Source organism: Rhodococcus sp. DK176, assembly GCF_038447315.2.
GTDB classification, from domain to species: Bacteria; Actinomycetota; Actinomycetes; order Mycobacteriales; family Mycobacteriaceae; genus Rhodococcus_F; species Rhodococcus_F jostii_A.
On record NZ_CP118321.2, the window covers coordinates 6,673,639 to 6,692,400 of the forward strand.

Genomic DNA, 18,762 nt, shown 5'->3' on the forward strand with positions numbered 1-18,762 from the left:
ATGGGCGACGTTCCTCTCACCATCGCCCAGTACATCGAGCTTCGCGGTGACATCGACCTCGACCTGTTGACCGAGGCCAGCAAGCGCACCGGCCGGGAGTTCGGCTCCGGCTTCCTCCGCCTCGTCGAGATCGACGGCGTTCCGTACCAGTACGTCGACAAGGCGCTCGACGACGCCATCACCTACGTCGACCTCCGCGCCGAGAACGATTCCGTCGACGCCGCCGAGAAGTGGATGCGGGCCAACTACAGCGCCCCCGTCGACCTCCTCGAGGACCGCCTCGTCGTGGTCTACCTGCTCCACGTCGGGGAGAATCACTACTTCTGGTTCTGCCGCATCCATCACATCGCGCTCGACGGTTTCGGCGCGATGGCGCTGATCGCTCGCATCGCCGAGATCTACACCGCACTGGTCGAGGGCACCGAGCCGCCGGCCTGCCGCGCCGAGGACCTGGTCCGGATCGTCGAGGACGAGCAGCGGTACCGCAACTCCGAGCGGTTCGCGAAGGATCGCGAATACTGGGCCGAACGCACCGCGCACCTGCCCGAGGCTCCGAGCCTCGCCGGTCGCGCGGCCATGGTGGGCAAGTTCGCGCGGCTCTCCTCCGAGGCCCTGCCCGAGTCCACCGCCACCCTGCTCGACGAGGCGCTCGGCGGCAGCAACGCCAGCTCCGCACCCATCGTGGTGGCCGCATTCGCCGCGTACCTGGCCCATATGACCGACCGGACGGACGTCGTCCTCAGCCTCCCGGTCTCGGCGCGCACCACCGCCACGCTGCGTCGCTCCGGCGGAATGGTGTCGAACATCGTTCCGCTCCGACTCCAGATCACCCCGGAGATGACCGTCCCCGAGCTGGTCAAGAGCGTCCAGATCGAGCTCACTGGCGCCCTGCGCCGCCAGCGGTACCGCCACGAGGACATCCGCCGGGACGCGGGAGCGCCCCAGGGGCAGCGTGGCTTCTTCGGTCCCTCGATCAACATCATGATGTTCCACAGCGAGATCAAGCTGGGGACGGTCACCGGACACCAGAACGTCCTCACCACCGGACCGGTCGAAGATCTCTCGCTGAACATCTACCAGGGTGTGGCGGGCAGCAAGATCCACATCGACTTCGAGGCCAACCCCAACCTGTACTCCGCCGACGAGCTGGACCGTCACCACAGCCGCTTCTTCGACTTCTTCGAGCGCTTCCTCGGCGCCGGCGACGACGCCTCGGTGTCGGACCTGGCCGCGATGAGCCACGAGGAACGCGGACAGGTCGTGACCGGGTGGAACGGCGACGTCGTGACCCCGCCGGCGGGGACCGTCGTCGACTTGTTCGACGCCCAGGTCGGGCGCACGCCCGACGCGACGGCACTCGTCTTCGACGGCGAGGAGCTCACGTATGCCGAGTTCGACGCGCGGGTGAACCGTCTCGCCCGGACGCTGATCGGCAGGGGGGTGGGTCCGGAGACGAAGGTCGCCCTCGCGATCCGCCGCTCGCTCGACTCCATGGTCGCGATGTACGCCGTCGTCAAGGCGGGCGGCGCGTACGTGCCCCTCGACCCCGACCACCCCGCCGAGCGCACGGCGTACGTGCTCGAGAGTGCCCGCCCGCTGTGCATCCTCACGGTCGCGCGCGACGGCCTCGTCTTTCCCGCCGATCAGGACGTCCTGGAGATCGACGCCCTGGATCTGAGCGGCGCCCCGGCCGGCCCGATCCGCGACGACGAACGGGCAGCCGATCTGCGGCCGGCGAACCCGGCCTACGTCATCTACACGTCCGGGTCCACCGGACGTCCGAAGGGCGTGGCGGTGAGCCACGCTTCGGTCCTGAACCAGGTCACGTGGATCGCGTCGCGCTACGGGCTCGATGCGAACGATGTCGTGCTGCAGAAGACCCCGACGACGTTCGACGTGTCGGTGTGGGAACTGTTCGCCGCACTCGCCTCCGGGTCGCGCCTGGTGATCGCCGCACCCGAGGGGCATCGCGACCCCGCCTACCTCGCCGACGTGATCGCGCGCGAGAAGGTCACGGCGACGTCGTTCGTCCCGTCGATGCTGTCGGTGTTCGTCGCCGAAGCGGACCGCGAACAACTCGTCAGCCTGCGCGTTGTTCTCGTTGCGGGCGAGGCGTTTCCGCCTGCCGTCGCCGCAACGTTCCGCGCGAAGTCCGACGCCGGGTTGCACAACCTGTACGGCCCCACCGAGTTCACCGTGCACGCCACCGCAGGCGAGGTGGATCGGGAGACCCTCCACACGATTCCCATCGGCACCCCGGTGTGGAACACCGAGGCGTACGTGCTCGACGGCCACCTCCGGCCCGCTCCCATCGGATCCGCGGGAGAGCTCTATCTCGCGGGCGCCCAGGTCGCGCGCGGCTACGAGGGCAGGCCGGAACTCACGGCAGAACGCTTCGTGGCCAATCCCTTCGGCGCCGCGGGAACCCGTCTGTACCGCACCGGCGACCTCGTCAAGTGGCGCGTCGACGGCAGCATCGAGTACCTCGGTCGCACCGACTTCCAGGTGAAGGTGCGCGGCCTGCGCATCGAACTGGGCGAGATCGAGGCCGCGATGTCCTCGTATCCCCATGTGGCGCAGTCGGTTGCGGTCGTGCACGATAGCTCCCTGGGGCAGCGGCTCGTCGGTTATGTCGTCCCCGAACCCGGTTCGGCGGTGGACGTCGAGGATCTGACGGTCCACGTCGGCCGCGCGGTGCCCTCGTACATGGTTCCCGACGCCGTCGTGGTGATCGCCGAGATGCCGGTCGGAGCGAGCGGCAAACTCGACCGGAAGGCCTTGCCCGAACCGACGTTCGCGGCGGAGTCCAGTGAGTACGTGGCCCCTCGCAGCACCATGGAGGAGTCGATCGCAGGACTGTTCGCCGAGGTTCTCGGTCTGCCGCGGGTCAGTGTCGGCGACTCGTTCTTCGCGCTCGGTGGCGACAGCATCGTCTCGATCCAGCTGGTGTCCCGCGCGAAGGAAGCCGGTGTCCTGTTCACGGCCCGCGACGTCTTCGAGCGCAAGACCGTGGCCTCGCTCGCCGAGGTCGCGAAGTCGGCATCCGAGTCGGCGACGGTGCACGTCCTCGAGGAACTTCCGGGCGCCGGTATCGGCACGATGCCGCTGACACCGGTCGTGCACTGGATGACGGAACTCGGCGGCGACTTCCACCGCTTCTCCCAGTCCATTCTCCTGGCACTGCCGCCGAAGGTGGAGCGGGACCGCCTGGTGCGCACGCTCGCGGCCGTCGTCGATCGTCACGACGCTCTGCGTTCGTCGTTGCGCCGCACCGACTCTCCGGCCGGATGGTCGCTGGAGGTCGCACCGATCGGCTCCGTCGACGTCGACCGGCTCGTCGATCGCGTCGAGTTCAGCGAGGGACCCGGCACCGACTCGTTCGAGGCGCTGGCCGCGCACGCTCTCGAGCGCACGGTGGACACGCTGGACCCGGCGACCGGCAGCGTGGTGCGTTTCGTCTGGTTCGCGCCCGCAGAGGATGCCGGAGATCTCGCACCGCGGGACGGCGCGGACGCCGACAGCGGGGAGGGCGAGAGCACCCCGCAGTCGGGACGACTGCTCGTCGTGATCCACCACCTCGCCGTGGACGGGGTGTCCTGGCGAGTGCTGGTGCCCGACTTCGCATCCGCGTGGGCGCAGATCGCCGCCGGGGCCGACCCGCTGCTCCCGGCAGTCGGCACGTCGGTGCGCCGCTGGGCGCACGGCCTCGCCGACAACGCCCGGAGCGCCCGCCGCGTGGCCGAACTCGACCACTGGCGCACCACTCTCGACGGTGCGGACCCGCTGATCGGTTCGCGCGCCCTCGACGGACGCGACACGGTCTCGACCACCGGCCGGGTCCGCTTGGAGGTCCCGGCCGACGTCACCGACGGTCTGCTGACCGACGTGCCGCGCGCGTTCCACGGCGGCGTCAACGACGGTCTCCTCACCGCCCTCGCCCTCGCCGTCGCGGCGTGGCGCGCGGAACGCGGCGTCACCGAGTCCTCCACCCTCGTGCACCTCGAAGGCCACGGCCGCGAGGAGACGGTGCTGCCCGGCGCCGATCTCTCCCGCACGGTCGGCTGGTTCACCAGCATGTTCCCGGTCCGGTTGTCGGCGCCGGGCGTCGACGTGCGCGACGCCCTCGCCGGCGGTGCGGCCGCAGGCCGGGCCGTCAAGTCGGTGAAGGAACAACTCGCCCGGGTACCCGAGCACGGCATCGGTTACGGAATGCTGCGATTCCTCAACGCCGAGACCCGCGCGGTTCTCGCCGCGTTGCCGAGCCCGCAGATCAGTTTCAACTACCTCGGTCGCGTGTCGGTGGGCGAGATCCCCGACGCGTTCCGGGCGGCGGGCTGGGTGCCCGACACCGACACGATGGAGCTGACCGGTACCCGCAACAGCGAGATGCCGGTGCACTTCGCCCTCGACATCAACGCGATGATCGTGGATGTCGAAGGAGAACAGCGACTTTCGGCCACCGTCGACTTCCCCCGGGGCGTCCTCACCGACGCCGAGGTCGGCGAGCTCACGGGCCTGTGGACACGCGCGCTCGAAGGGCTCGTCGAACACACGAAGCGGCCCGGAGCCGGTGGCCGGACGCCGTCGGACCTCGACCTCGTGTCCCTGAGTCAGAGCCGGATCGACACCCTCGAGAGCGACTACCCCGCGCTCGCCGACGTCTGGTCGCTGGCCCCGCTGCAGGTGGGCTTGCTGTTCCACGCGTCGCTGGCCGGTACCGCCACCGACGTGTACACCACCCAGCTCGTGATGGACCTGGGCGGATCCGTCGACACCGACCGCCTCCGCCGTGCCGCGGAGTCACTCGTCGCGAGGCACCCCAACCTGCGCACCGCGTTCGTCGCGGGCGACGACGGCGCCGGCATGCAGGTGGTCGTCGACCGGGTGGACGTGCCGTGGACGCACGTCGACCTCTCGGCCGCGTCCGAGTCCGATCGTGCTGCGGAACTCGAGGCGCTGATGCTCGCGAACCGGACCGACCGGTTCGACATGACTGCGCCGCCTCTCGTTCGGTTCCTGCTGGTCGAGACGGGCGAGGACCGCTACCGGTTCGCCGTCACCAACCACCACATCCTCCTCGACGGCTGGTCGCTGCCGATCCTCATCCAGGATCTGCTGACCCTGTACGCGGTGGACGGCGACGAACTGGCACTGCCGCAGCCGCGTGCGTACCGCAGCTACCTCGAGTGGCTGTCCGCGCAGGACCCGCAGGTGCCCGTGGCCGCGTGGACGAATGCCCTGGGCGGTATCGAGGAGCCCACCCTCCTCGCACCCGCGCACGCGGAGACCGCGCCGACGCTCACCCCCGGTGAGCTGGTGATCGACCTGCCGGACGACCTGCTCGCCGACATGACCGCGCGCTCGCGCGAACTCGGTGTCACCATGAACACCCTCGTCCAGGCCGCGTGGGGAATCGTGCTGGGCAGGCTGACCGGACGGGACGACGTGGTGTTCGGCACCACCGTCTCGGGTCGTCCGCCGCAGGTGCCCGGCATCGAGTCCATGCTCGGGCTGTTCATCAACACTCTGCCGGTGCGGGTCCGCGTCCGTGCCGGCGACGCCGTCCGCACCCTGCTCGACCGCATCCAGCACGAGCAGACAGAGTTGCTCGATCACCATCACGTCGGGCTCACCGACATCCAGCAGGGACTCGGCCTCGGCGCGCTGTTCGACACGCTGATGGTCTACGAGTCCTACCCGCTCGACCGTGAGGCGCTCACGAAGAGCAGCGACATCGAGGGTCTCCGCGTTCTCGACGTGACGTCCAACGACGCCACGCACTACCCGCTGGCGATCGTCGCGATGACCGACCCGCGGCTGCACCTGACGGCCAAGTTCCTTCCCGAGATCTTCGAGGCCGCCGAGGTCGAGGAGATCATGGAGCGGGTCGTCCGCGTGCTCGGTGCGCTGTCCGGGGACGTCGACACGCTCGTCGCGGACATCGACATCCTCGCTCCCGGTGAGCGTGCGTCCTTGCTGGCGGCGCACGGCACCGACGCCGTCGCACCGCTGTCGCTGCCGGAGATCCTCGCCGCGACCGCGGCCGAGAACGGCGAGCGCACCGCGCTGGTCGCGGACGGCGAATCGCTGACCTACGCGGAACTCGACGCGCGCTCGAACCGGCTCGCCCGGGTTCTCGTCGATCGCGGTGTGGGACCGGAAACGTCGGTGGCGCTCGGGATGACGCGCTCGCTGCACTCGGTGATCGCAACGTGGGCCGTGGCCAAGGCCGGCGGCACCTTCGTGCCCGTCGACCCCCGCTACCCGTCCGAGCGCATCGCGCACATGGTCGCCGACTCCGGTGCGATTCTCGGCCTGACCGTGGCCGCCCAGCGGGACACCCTTCCCTCGGACGTCGAATGGCTCGCCCTCGATTCGTCCGAGTGCGACGCGCTGTGCGCCCCGAAGTCGGCGGATCCGGTCACGGATTCCGAGCGGACCGCGTCGGTGCAGCTCGAGCACCCGGCGTACATGATCTACACGTCCGGTACCACCGGTCTGCCCAAGGGCGTCGTCGTCACCCACACCGGTCTGGCCAACTTCTCCGCCGAGCAGCGCACCCACTACGGGGTGAGCCCGTCGGCGCGGACCCTGCACTTCGCGTCCCCGAGCTTCGACGCGTCCGTCCTCGAACTGCTGCTCGCCTTCGGCTGCGGCGCGACGATGATCGTCGCCCCCGCAGACCTGTACGGCGGCGAGGAGCTCCGAAACTTCCTCGCGGACAACGAGGTCACCCACGCCTTCGTCACGCCCGCCGCGCTCGCGTCGGTGGAGCCGGCCGGACTCGACCGGCTCGAGGTCGTCGTGGTCGGCGGCGAGGCGTGCCCGCCGGAACTGGTGGAACGCTGGGCGCCGGGTCGCCGGATGTACAACGGTTACGGACCCACCGAGGCCACCGTCATGAGCAACGTCAGCAACCTGCTGGTGCCCGGGAGCCGGGTCGAGATCGGCGGTCCCGTCTGCGGTGTCACCGTCTACGTTCTCGACGAACTGCTGCGCCCGGTACCCGTCGGCGTGGCGGGGGAGTTGTACATCGCAGGCCCCGGCCTCGCCCGCGGCTACCACGACCGTCTCGGCCTCACCGCCGAACGATTCGTCGCGAACCCGTTCGGCGACAGCGGCAGCCGGATGTACCGCACGGGCGACGTCGTCCGGTTCGTCGTCGACCCCGGGCACCGTGCCGGCTACGGCGTGGAGTACGTCGGTCGCAGTGACTTCCAGGTGAAGGTCCGTGGTTTCCGGATCGAACTCGGCGAGATCGACGCCGTTCTGGTCAAGCACCCGGACCTCGAGTTCGCGGCCACCCTCGGCACGTCGATGCCGTCGGGTTCGACCGCCCTCGTGTCGTACGTGCTGCCGACCGCGGGCGCCGCGGTGGACGTCGCCGAGGTGACGCATTTCGTCGGCGACATGCTTCCGGCGCACATGGTGCCGAGCGCGGTCGTCGTCCTCGACGAGATCCCGCTCACCACCGCAGGCAAACTCGACCGGAAGGCCCTGCCCGAGCCCGACTTCGACGCCCTGCAGGGCGAGATGATCGAGCCGCGTACGCCGACCGAGGAACTGGTCGCCGGTGTCCTCGCTGACGTGCTCGGGCTCGCGAAGATCAGTGTCGCCGAGTCGTTCTTCGACCTCGGGGGCAACTCGCTCGTGGCGACGAAGGCTGTCGCCCGGCTCAACGCTGCCGCGGGCACCCGTCTGGGTGTGCGCGAGTTGTTCGAGGCACCGACCGTGGAACGGCTCGCCCTGAAGGTGGCCGAGCAGGCAGGCACGGGCTCCGACCGCCCGGTCCTCGTCGCAGGACCCCGCCCCGAGCGGGTTCCGTTGTCGATGGCTCAGCAGAGCATGTGGCTGATGAACCGGTTCGACACGGCGTCCTCCGCGTACAACATCCCGCTCGCCGTGCGTCTGTCCGGTTCGCTCGACATCGACGCGATGTCGTCCGCCGTGTCGGATGTGCTCGCGCGGCACGAGTCGCTGCGGACCGTGTTTCCCGACTCCGGCGACGGCCCGTATCAGCAGGTCGTCGACACCGCGCAGGTTCCGTTCGACCTGACGCCCGTCCCGGTGACCGAGGCCGAACTCCGCACGGCCCTCACCGAATTCGCCACCGAGGGATTCGACGTCACGGTCGCGCCCCCGCTGCGCATCCGGCTGTTCGCCACGAGCGAGAGCGAGTTCCTGCTCGTCCTCGTCGTGCACCACATCTGCGCCGACGGCGCGTCGATGTCCCCGCTCGCGCGCGACCTCATGGTCGCCTACAGCGCGCGCACCGCTGGTGCGGCGCCCCTGTGGCAGCCGCTGCCGGTGCAATACCCCGACTTCGCACTGTGGCAGCGCGAAGTCCTCGGCGACCCCGCCGACACCCAGTCGCTTGCGGGCAAGCAGATCGCGCACTGGGCTGACACCCTCGCCGGGGCACCCGAGCTCATCGACCTTCCGCTGGACCACGCACGCCCGGCCAGGCAGTCGATGCGGGGCGATTCGATCGACTTCGCGATCACCCCCGAGTTGCGGCGCGGCCTCGAAGCGGTCGGCAAGGAACGCGGCGCCTCGCTCTTCATGGTGACGCACGCGGCGTTGACGACACTGCTGTCGCGGCTGAGCAACAGCGACGACATCACCGTCGGCACCCCGCTCGCCGCACGCAGCGATCAGGCGCTCGACGACCTGGTGGGCATGTTCGTCAACACCCTGGTCCTGCGCACCCACGTGCGGCCGGGGGATTCGTTCGCCGAACTCGTCGAACGGGTCCGCGAAGGCGACCTGGCGGCGTTCGGTAATTCCGACGTGCCGTTCGAGAAGATCGTGGAGGCACTGCGGATTCGGCGCTCGGCGGCGTACTCGCCGCTGTTCCAGGTGATGCTGTCGTTCCAGAACAACCGGATGGACGCGCTCGAACTGCCCGGTCTGACCGTCCGCGTGATCGAGGACATGGCGCAGGGCGCCAAGTACGACCTCACACTGACGATCACCGAGAAGGCCGACGAGTCGGGTGAACCGGCAGGCCTCGGCGGCCGGTTCACGTACGCCACCGACCTGTTCGAACGGGCGAGCGTGGAGCGGATCGCGGAGCGTTTCGTCCGCATTCTCGAAGCGGTCGTCGCCGACCCGGATGTCTCGGTGGGGGACATCGACATTCTTACCGAACGTGAAAGAGCAAAGTTGACCCCTGTCAGGCCCGCCCGCACGATGACCGTTCGCGAGCTGCCGCAGCTCCTGGCTGCCGCTGTCGAGGTCGCTCCCGACGCCGTCGCGGTCGCCCACGACGGCATGCAGGTGACGTACCGCGAGTTCGACGAGCGGCTCCGCTTGATGTCCGCGCCGCTGTCGGAGCGGGGGATGGGTCCGGACGCGATCGTCTCCGTGGTGCTGTCGGGTCTGGTTCCCACGATCATGATGGCCCCGCCGTCCGAGGACGGGAAGGACGGCTTCGGGGCGATCCTGGACACGGTGATCGCCGATGCGCACGCGCTCGTTGGAGACGTCGACCTCGAAAAGTACACGGCCGCACCGATCGTCCCGGAGCTGGCAGCCCCCGCTGATACGGCCGCGGCCCGGCCGGAGTCCCCTCTCGCCGCATGGCACGAGCACGTGCAGCGCGACCCCGACGCCGTCGTGGTGGTCGGCGGGACAATCACGACGACGCGTGCCGAGCTGAACGGCCGCGCCAACCAGATGGCCCGCGAACTCGCGAACCGGGGTGTCGGGGCCGACGACGTCGTCGCCCTGATCGTTCCGCGTTCGCTCGACTGGGTCGTCGGGATGCTCGCCGCGTGGAAGGTCGGTGCCGCGTACTCTCCACTCGACCAGGCGTGGCCTCTCGAGCGTATCGCCGGTCTGGTGGAGACGAGCGGAGCGCGCGTGGCGATCACCACGTCGTCGTGGCGCGAACTGGGCCGTACGCCGTTGGGCGACACCGTTCTCGACGAGGCCATCGTCCTCGACGCTCCGGACACCGTCGCGGCGCTGACCGAGTACGACGCCAGCGACCTCGGGTTTGACCCGTGGTCGGACGACGAGGCGGGATCCCGTCTCGCATACGTCATCTCGACGTCGGGCTCGACGGGACGGCCGAAGCCGACAATGGTGCCCATGGCTGGTGTGATGAACACCTACCGGTGGTACCGCGACGAAATTCGCATCGGCGACGGCACGGGTGTCCTCGTCGCGAGTTCCCCGCTGTTCGACCTCACACAGAAGAACGTCTGGGTTCCGCTGATCTCCGGTGGCGTACTCCACCTCGCGGCGGAGGGGTTCGACCCGGCGGACATACTCGGTCATCTCGCCATGGGCGACGTCCGCGTCGTGAACATGGCGCCCAGCGCATTCGAACTGCTCGCCGAACTCGACGTCGACGACCGTCTGGCGGCACTGGACTGCGTCGTCCTCGGTGGTGAGCAGATCCGGCCGGCTGCGTACGCGAAGCTGATCGGCCGGGGCGTCCGCCTGGTCAACTCTTACGGCCCGACGGAAGCGTCGGACGTGAGTGCGTCTTACGAGCTCGACCTGACTGCACCCGGCGCCGAGGCCACCCCGATCCCGATCGGGTCCGCGTTGCCGGGAGCCGACTACTACGTGCTGGACAAGCGGCTGCGCCCCGTGCCTGCCGGCGTGACCGGCGAACTGTACATCGGCGGCGTCGTAGTGGGGCGCGGTTACGGCGGGATGACCGGCACCACCGCCGCGCGTTTCGTCGCCAACCCCCTCGGCGATGCCGGCTCCCGTATTTACCGGACCGGCGATCTCGTGCGCGAGCGCGCCGACGGTGAGCTGATCTTCCTCGGGCGCAGTGACTTCCAGGTCAAAATCCGCGGTCTGCGGGTCGAGCTCGGTGAGATCGAGTCGGCCCTGACCGCGATGGACGGGGTCAAGCAGTCGATCGTCGTCGTCCACGAGCGTGACGAACTTCAGCGGCTCGTCGGGTATGTCACCGCCGCGGCAGATGCGACCGTGGTGGCGCACGACGTGTCCACGCACCTGCGTTCGCTTCTGCCGTCACACATGGTCCCCGACGCGCTCGTCGTCCTCGACGAGATGCCGTTGAACTCGAGCGGCAAAATCGATCGCAAGGCGCTCCCGGCACCCGAGTTCGCCGCGGACACTGCCGAGTTCGTTGCTCCGCGCACGCCGCTGGAGGAGATCGTCGCAACGATCTTCGGCGACGTGGTTGGTGTCGATCGCGTCAGCGTCGACGCGTCGTTCTTCGATCTCGGTGGCAACTCGCTCAGCGCCACTCGGGTCGCGGCACGCCTGTCGTCGTCGACGGGCGCGATCGTAGGCATGCGGGATCTCTTCGAGGCTCCCACCGTCGCCGAACTGGCCGCCTTCGTCGAGGAGCAGGGCGGCGACGGAACACCGCGCCCCGCTCTCGTCGCGCAGGCCCGGCCACAGGAACTCCCGCTGTCGCTGGCGCAGCAGCGCATGTGGTTCCTCAACCGCTTCGACCCGGCGTCCCCGGCGTACAACGTGCCGCTGACGGTCCGGCTCCGTGGCGACCTCGACGTCGCGGCGATGTCGTCTGCTCTTTCCGACGTCGTGACGCGCCACGAAGTCCTGCGGACGGTGTTCCCCGACTCGGATTCCGGTGCGCACCAGGTCATTCTTCCTGCGTCGAAAGTCGACCTGGGGATCGAATCGGTCGAGGTGGCTGAGACGGATCTGACGGCGCGGTTGTTCGAGTTCGCGTCCCAGGGATTTGACGTCACCGACACCCTCCCTGTCCGCGCAGGCTTGTTCCGGATCGGTGCGGACGACCATGTACTGGTTCTGGTGATGCACCACATCGCCTCCGACGGCGCGTCGACCCTTCCGCTGGCACGCGACATCATGGCGGCCTACACCGCGCGTCTCGAGGAGAGCGAGCCACAGTGGCCGGAACTCCCGGTCCAGTACGCCGACTACGCGATTTGGCAGCGCGCTCTCCTCGGATCCGAAGACGATCCGGAATCTGTTGCCACGCAGCAGATCGATTTCTGGTCGAAGACCCTCGCGGGTGTGCCCGACGTCCTGGCGCTCCCCACCGACCGGCCCCGCCCGACGGTGCGGTCGATGGCCGGTGCCTCCGTCGGCTTCTCCGTCGACGAGGACATCCACCGTCGTCTCGGTGAGGTCGCGCGCGCACACAACGTGTCGCTGTTCATGGTGCTGCACGCGTCGCTGTCCGTGCTGCTGGCACGGCTCAGTTCGAGCACCGACATCGCCATCGGAACAGCTGTGGCCGGTCGCGGTGACGAGGCACTCGAGAACCTCGTCGGCATGTTCGTCAACACGCTGGTGCTGCGGACCGAAGTCGAGCCCGGCACGTCCTTCGCCGAACTGCTCGAGCAGGTCCGCACCCAGGACCTCGCCGCGTTCAGCAACCAGGACGTCCCGTTCGAGCAGTTGGTGGACGCCCTGAAGCCGACCCGGTCGACGGCGTACTCGCCGCTGTTCCAGGTCGTGCTGACCCATCAGGTCAACGGCATTCCGTCGCTCGAATTCGCCGGACTCGAGGCGACACCCGGCGCCGTGGACGTCGAGTTCAGTAAGTTCGACCTCACCGTGGACCTGCGCGAATTGTGGTCGGACGAGGGTGCGCCCACCGGGATCACCGGCGTTCTCGGGTTCGCCACCGAGATCTTCGACGCGGAGACCGTGCAGGGCTTCGCGGACCGTTTCGTGCGGATCCTCGCCGCCGTCGCAGGCGGCGGAACCGACACCGCGGTAGGGGACATCCCCATCCTCGACGCCGAGGAGACAGCGGAACTGACACCGGTCCGCGGTATCGAGGGCACACCGCCCACGACTCTCGTCGAACTGCTGTCCGCGGCGGTCGCCGCGAACCCCGACGGGGTCGCGATCGTCTCGGGCGGCGACAGCATCACCTACCGCGAGCTGGACGAGCTCTCGAACCGTGTGGCGCGCATCCTGATCGAGCGCGGAGTCGGCGCGGAGACGTTCGTCGGGCTCGGCATCACCCGCTCGATCGCGTCGATCGCCGGCATCTGGGCGGTCGCCAAGAGCGGCGGCGCGTACGTGCCGATCGACCCCGGGTACCCGGACGAGCGCATAGCGCACATGGTCACCGATTCCGGTGTGTCGCTGGGGCTTTCCGTGAGCTCCGAGGTCGGCCGGCTTCCTGCGGACGTGGATTGGCTGGTCCTCGACAGCGAAGACTTCGAGAACGCCGCCGCGCAGTATTCCACGGCTCCCGTCGCGGAGGCGGAGCGTCGCACGGCCGTGACACCGGCCAACAGCGCCTACGTGATCTACACGTCCGGCACCACCGGGCAGCCCAAGGGCGTCGTCGTGACGCACCGGGGTCTCGCCAACTTCGCGGCCGAACAGCGTGAGCGTTACCGGGTGACGACGGACTCGCGGACGCTGCACTTCGCGTCGCCGAGCTTCGACGCGTCCGTTCTCGAACTGCTGCTCGCGGTCGGCGCCGGTGCCACCATGGTGATCGCTCCCACCGACGTGTACGGCGGACCCGAGTTCGCGAAGTTCCTGCGCGCACACCGCGTCACGCACGGCTTCGTCACGCCTTCGGCGCTGGCGTCCGTGGACCCATCCGGGCTGGACGACTTCCAGTTCGTCGTCGCCGGCGGCGAGGCCGTCCCGGCGGAACTCGCGGCCCGCTGGGCACCCGGACGTTCGCTGTTCAACGGATACGGTCCCACCGAGACCACGATCATGACAAACATCAGCGACCCGATGGCCGCCGACGGCCCGGTCACGATCGGTGGTCCGATCCGCGGCACCAGCGCGCTGGTCCTCGACGATCGGCTCCGCCCCGTTCCGGTCGGTATCGCAGGTGACCTCTATCTGTCGGGTCTCGGACTCGCCCGTGGCTATCACCAGCGCACGCCGCTGACCGCGGGACGCTTCGTCGCGAACCCGTATGGTGAGCCGGGCGACCGGATGTACCGCACCGGCGACGTCGTGCGCTGGACGAAGGACGCGGACGGTGCGCTGACCGTCGACTACGTCGGCCGCTCGGACCAGCAGGTGAAGGTCCGCGGGTTCCGCATCGAACTCGGCGAGATCGACGCGGTGCTCGCCAAGCACCCCGCCGTCGACTTCGCCACGACGTCCGTGCTGCCCGGACCGTCCGGCGATTCGGTCCTCGTGTCGTACGTGCTTCCGGTGCCGGGCGCCGAGGTGGACGTCACCCGGATGCTGGACTTCGTGGGCGAGTTCGTGCCCACGTACATGGTGCCGTCGACGATCGTGACCCTCGACGCCATCCCGCTCACCCCGGTGGGCAAGCTCGACCGCCGCGCCCTGCCCGAGCCCGAGTTCCTGGCGGAGGGAAGGGAATACCGGGCTCCCGAGACAGACGTCGAGCGCATCGTGGCGGATATCTTCGTCGACGTTCTCGGTGTGGAGCGGGTCGGACTGGACGACTCGTTCTTCGATCTGGGCGGCAACTCGCTTGTCGCGACTCGCGTTGTGTCGCGGCTGAACACGGCGCTCAGCACCGACCTCGGCGTTCGTGAACTTTTCGAGGCACCGACCGTCGCCGGTCTCGCCCGGCGCGTGGCCGAACACGGCGCCGGTACTGCCGCCCGCCCCGCGCTCGTTCCGCGTCCGCGCCCCGACCGCATCCCGCTGTCTCTCGCACAGCAGCGGATGTGGTTCGCCAACCGGTACGACCCGGCTTCAGCCGCGTACAACATCCCGCTCGCGCTACGGCTCACGGGATCGCTCGACGTCGCGGCGTTGCAGACCGCGTTGCGGGACGTCGTGGTACGGCACGAATCGCTGCGGACACTGTTCCCTTCCTCGCCGGAGGGGCCGTACCAGGTCGTGCGTACCCCGGACGAGGTAGGAATCGACCTCGCGGTCACGCCTGTCGCCGACGACACCGATCTGCACCGGCAGGTGTTCGCCCTCGCAACGACCGGTTTCGACGTCGCGAAGGCCGTCCCGGTTCGCGCCGCGCTCTACCGGGTAGGCGGCGAGAGCAGTACCGAACACGTGCTCGTCGTGGTGATCCACCACATTTCCGCGGACGGCGGCTCCATGGCGCCGCTCGCGCGGGACCTGCTGACTGCCTACAGTGCTCGGATTGCCGGCGGGCAGCCTGGCTGGACGCCGCTTCCGGTGCAGTTCGCGGACTTTGCGTTGTGGCAACGTGAGGTGCTCGGCTCCGAGGACGACCCGACGTCCCCGGCGTCGAAGCAGCTCGAGTTCTGGAAGGACACCCTCGCGGACCTCCCGGCCCTGCTCGACCTCCCATTGGATCGTCAGCGGACCCCCCACAGGTCGCCACAGGGTGCGCGTGTGGAGTTCGAGATCGATGCCGAGCAGAAGGCCGCGCTCGCCGAGGTCGCCCGTCGGCACGACGCGACCGTCTTCATGGTGGTGCATGCCGCCTTCGCGGTGCTCCTCTCGCGGATGAGCGGGACCGACGACATCGCGGTGGGCACACCGGTGGGTGGTCGCGGAGATGCCGCCCTCGACGACCTCGTCGGTATGTTCGTCAACACGCTCGTGTTGCGGACGAAGGTCGCGCAATCGGCCACCTTCGGCGACGTCCTGGCGAGTGCGCGCGAGACGGATCTCGGCGCGTTCGAGCACACGGATGTGCCCTTCGAGCGTTTGGTCGAAGCGCTCGCTCCGGTGCGGTCCAACACGTATGCACCGTTGGTGCAGGTCATGCTGACCTTCCAGAACAACGAGACTGCCCGGCTCGAGCTGCCGGGACTGACCGTGACGGCACTGGACAGCGAAGCCACCCTCGCGAAGTTCGATCTGACGCTCGCAATCGACGAGCAGGGAGCGGACGCCCAAGGCCCGACGCGGGCGGTCCTCACCTATGCCACCGACATCTTCGATAAGACGACCGTGGGCAAGTACGCGGATCGTTTCCAGCGCATCCTCGACGCGGTCGTGGCGGACAGTTCCGTCGTGGTCGGCGACATCGACATCCTGTCGGCCGACGAGCACGCGGAGCTCGACAGCCGCGTCGCGTCCGAAGCCCCCGTAGCGTCGCTCGGTTCGCACAGTGTCGCCGAGGACTTGGCCGCGAAGCCGCTGCCGGAGCTCCTCGACGCTGCAGCGTCGATCAACCCCGACGGCACCGCGCTGTCGCACAACGGAATAGACGTCACCTATCGGCAATGGCACGAGAAGTCCGGCGAGCTGGCCAAGACCTTGGCGAGTGTCGGTGTCGGTCCGGAGGCCGCGGTGACTGTCGCGCTGTCCACCTTGCTGCCCGGTCTGCTCGATGGTGCGTCCGGTGAGGGTTTCGCGGATCAGTTCGCAGGCATGCTCGCCGGGGTGATCGCCGAGGCCACCTCGACGTCCGACGGACGCGTCGACGCCCTTCCTGTCGATCTGATCGATTGCTGGCACGAGCAGGTGAGTCTCGACCCGGACACTCTCGCGCTCGTAGGTAACGGGATCCGACTGTCGCGGCGCGAGCTGAACACGCGTGCGAACCACGTTGCGCACGAGCTGGTGGCTCGCGGAGTCCGTCCGGACGACGTGGTGGCCCTCGTCGTCCCGCGGTCGATCGAGTGGATCGTCGGCATGCTGGCGACCTGGAAGGCCGGAGCTGCCTATGCTCCGATCGATCCGGCGTATCCGGCTGAGCGCATCGCAGCCATGATCGAGGACTGTGGCGCTCGCATGGTGATCAGCACGGGCTCGTGGGCTGACGCGGACGGCGTGAATGTCGATGTGCTCGTTCTCGACGATCCCGATGTGTCCGAGGCACTCGCCGCGCGCGAGGGCACCGATCTCGACAACCGTTGGGCGGAGCCGGGTTCCGGTGTACGCCTGGCATACGTGATCTCTACGTCAGGGTCCACCGGCAGGCCGAAGCCCGCCCTCGTACCGATGACCGGCTTCTGCAACATGATGGTCTGGTTCCGGGGGCAGCTCTCCCTCGAGCAAGGGGACGGTGTTCTGGTTTCATCGGCTCCGGGATTCGACCTCACCCAGAAGACGGTGTGGGGAACGCTGTCATCGGGAGGCGCCATCCATCTCGCGGTGGAAGGCTTCGAGCCGCAGTCGATTCTGCGGCAGATCGCCGAGAACGAGTTGACTGTGGTCAACATGGCGCCCGGAGCATTCGAGATCGTCGCCGAGCTGGAGAACGATGAGGAACTTGCCTCCGTTCGCACCATCGCGCTCGGTGGCGAAGCCGTCAAGGCGGCGCCGCTGAAGAAGTTCCTCGACCGAGGCGTGCGGTGCCACAACAGCTACGGGCCCACCGAGGCGTCAGACATCGTGACGTCGTACGTGATCCAGCCCGCGGACGCGGTGTCAGATCAGCTGCGTCTGCCGATCGGACCCGTGCTGGACAACGTGGCTCTCTATGTTCTCGACAGCCGTCTGCGCCGAGTGCCAGACGGCATGACGGGTGAGCTGTACGTCGGTGGCATCGCGGTCGGCCGCGGATACGGCAACATGTTCGGTGTCACGTCGACCCGTTTCATCGCCGACCCGTTCGGCGCTTCGGGAACGCGCATGTATCGCACCGGCGACCTCGTGCGTCGCCGAAACGACAAGAACTACGACTTCCTGGGCCGTACCGACTTCCAGGTCAAGATTCGCGGGCTGCGTATCGAACTTGGTGAGATCGAGTTCGCGCTGCTCGCCCACCCCGACGTCTACCAGACGGTGGCGGTGGTGCATGAGAGTCCGCAGGGTCAGCGCCTCGTGGCATACGCGGTGCCGGCCGAGGGAGAGCTGCACCCGAGCGAGGTCTTGGCCTCGCTCGAGAAGAAGCTGCCCGCGCACATGGTTCCGGACGTACTCGTGGTGCTCGAGTCGATGCCGCTCAACAACAACGGCAAGGTCGACCGCAAGCGCCTGCCGGAACCCGACTTCGAATCGGAGTATCGCGAGTACGTCGTACCGCGGACCGAGGTCGAGGCGGTCGTGGCGGGCGTCTTCGCGCAGGTCCTCGGAATCGACAGGGTCGGCGCCACCGATTCGTTCTTCGATCTCGGCGGGAACTCGCTCAGTGCCACCCGTGTGGTTGCACGTCTCGATATGGCTCTCGGCACGGAGCTCACGGTGCGTTCGGTGTTCGAGAACCCCACCGTCGAGGGTGTTGCTGCACTGGTCGAGCGGGCTGTCGACGGCGACCGCCCCCGTCTTCCACTGGTCGCCGGACCGCGTCCGGAACGGATTCCGCTGTCACTGGCACAGTCCCGGATGTGGTTTATCAACCAGTTCGACACCGGGTCGGGGGCCTACAACCTGCCGATGGCGCTACGCCTGAGCGGAAACCTGGACGTCGAGGCCCTACGTGCTGCACTTGCTGATGTCCTGCAACGGCACGAGTCGCTGCGCACCGTGTTTCCCGAATCGCCCGACGGGCCGTGTCAGGTCATTCTCCCGGCCTCGGATGCGGTACCGCAATTGGTCGCGGAGTCTGTGGGCGACGAGGCCGAGCTGTACAGGCAGGCCAGGGAACTGGCAAACGCCGGTTTCGACGTCAGCACTTCCGTTCCGTTTCGCGTCCGCCTTCTGAAGGTGAGCGAGAACGAGTACATCCTCGTCCTCGTCGTCCACCACATCGCGGCTGACGGTGCATCGATGGCGCCGCTGTTCCGCGACATGATGGAAGCGTATGTTGCGCGCGCTGCGGGGACAGAACCAGGCTGGGATCCGCTCTCGGTGCAATACGCGGATTTCGCACTGTGGCAGCGTCAGGTGCTCGGCGACGAATCCGAACCGGGTTCGATCGCGGCGCGACAGATCGGCTACTGGAGTAGGACACTCGCGGACCTCCCTGAACTGCTCGAATTGCCCACCGACCAT

Annotated in this window: 1 protein-coding gene (only partly in view); it reads left to right on the forward strand. The window is 68.4% G+C overall.

Features of this window, described 5'->3' with window-relative positions; translation table 11 throughout:
* Nucleotides 1-18,762, forward strand: the 5' portion of a protein-coding gene (locus tag PSR88_RS31015; RefSeq protein ID WP_037197338.1) for a non-ribosomal peptide synthase/polyketide synthase. 14,985 nt of this gene lie beyond the right edge of the window; 18,762 of the gene's 33,747 nt are visible here — the first part of the coding sequence; it begins with the start codon at nucleotides 1-3; its stop codon lies off the right edge, out of view.